Annotated in this window: 2 protein-coding genes; both read right to left on the bottom strand. The window is 35.6% G+C overall.

Going from position 1 to position 1,666, the window contains the following annotated elements:
- Positions 1-104: 104 nt before the first annotated feature.
- Entirely contained in the window at positions 105-866 is a 762-nt protein-coding gene (locus tag OZD61_RS00955; protein WP_274979509.1) for an alpha/beta hydrolase, read from the bottom strand.
- 1 nt (position 867) lies between these two features.
- Entirely contained in the window at positions 868-1,395 is a 528-nt protein-coding gene (locus OZD61_RS00950) for a c-type cytochrome (protein WP_010082469.1), read from the bottom strand.
- Between the last annotated feature and the right edge of the window lie 271 nt (positions 1,396-1,666).

Raw genomic sequence — 1,666 nt, 5'->3', positions numbered from 1 at the left:
CGGTTTTTCAAATTGTCGGTAAATCTAAGTCAGTTTAGCTATAGGCAGCAATTTTCTGTATTTATTTTAAGTTGAAGAAAGCTCAAATGAAAAATCGTGTTTTGCTAAAAATCACAGAATGCAGTCTGGTTACAAAATTCTCTAATGGTCTTAAATAAAACTTCCAGTGAATGATTGTCAGACATATTGTGCTCTGCTGATTTTATTAAGTGTACTTCAACATCGGTTGACTTAATTTTTTCAGCTAAATTCAATGAAGTTTGATAAGGAACATCTTTATCATTAATGCTATGCAGCAAGCGCACAGGACAGTTTATATCTATTGTCTTTTTGTTTAGAAGAAGGTTCTTTCTGCCATCTTCGATCAAATTTTTAGTTATTTTGTATGTACAATGCTCTGAAGTAAAATCTATTACACCTTTAGAATCTAGTTCTTCTTTTTGCTTGCCTGACAATTGCTTGAATATCAAATCTTCAGTAAAATCGGGAGCAGACGATATACCAATTAGTGCTGCAATTTTTTCTGGAAATTGAAGGGCAGTGAGCAACATCAGCCATCCTCCCATACTTGAACCTATAATTATTTGTTTATCGCTAGTTAATTCACTCATTACTTTAGCACAATTTTTTTGCCAATCACTTATCGCGTAATCAATAAAATTACCACTTGAATGACCGTGACCAAAATAATCAAATAGCACAAGTGCTACGTCATTTTCTTGGCAAAATTTGTAAATAGCAGTTGCTTTAGTTCCATCCATACTGGATGCAAATCCACCGAAAAAAACTACAGAAGCTTTCTTTCCTTGTAGCTTTCGATATGCTATGTGACCATTATTTCCATCAAACAATTTACAATAATCCATACTACTTTGGCAAAGCAACCGGGCTATCACTCAATTGATGCAAATAACTAACTAGATCTGCAATTTCTTGTGGATTGGAAATACCTGCAAATGCCATACGTGTACCTTTTATATAGGCTTTTGGGTTCTTTAAAAAGGCAAATAGCTCCTCATACCCCCATTTTCCACCTCTTTCAAGCACTGCTTTTGAGTAATTGAATGAGTTACCAAGATGGGCCTTTTTATTTCCAACTATGTTCCATAAGTTTGGTCCTACTTTATTCATTCCACCTTTCTCAAAACTATGGCAGGCTATACATTTTTTTGCTGCTGATTTACCTTTCTCAAAGCTAGCATTCTGCATGAGCGCTCCAATATCAAGCGCCACTTGCTCGATTTTTTGCTGGAACTCATTGCTGCCAGCAGCTACTATCGTTTGGTGTTCAATCTTATATTCTTCTGGACTGTAAAGCATATCAACTACATTACTAACTATCATAATGATTAGCCCAGAAAGTAAAATCGATGCTGCAATCTTATTAAGCTCCATAGTTAATTTTTATTAAGTAATGTTACTTAAATTATGCAAATATTTTCGCAAATAGCAACCAATTACCTTGAAGCTCGCTAAAGATGAGAGTCTCTATAGCTGACCCAAGAAAGGTTTTCCTACGTCCATACCGCCGCGAACCGTCATACCGCGATTCATTCGCGGTATCTCAGCCGCTAACAAGTAGCGGGATGACGAGGTTCACTGCCATTAAGTTAAGGAAAGAATGGTTAAAAACTGAACTAAAAAGTCAGAAATAATTAAGGATTTA

The organism is Wolbachia endosymbiont of Drosophila bocki, from assembly GCF_028982005.1.
Lineage (GTDB): Bacteria > Pseudomonadota > Alphaproteobacteria > Rickettsiales > Anaplasmataceae > Wolbachia > Wolbachia pipientis.
This window is presented reverse-complemented; position numbering and strand designations above follow the sequence as displayed.

Coding starts and splice junctions, on each gene's coding strand:
- OZD61_RS00950 (WP_010082469.1), bottom strand. CDS start 1,395: ATGGAGCTTAATAAGATTGCAGCATCGATTTTACTTTCTGGGCTAATC.
- OZD61_RS00955 (WP_274979509.1), bottom strand. CDS start 866: ATGGATTATTGTAAATTGTTTGATGGAAATAATGGTCACATAGCATAT.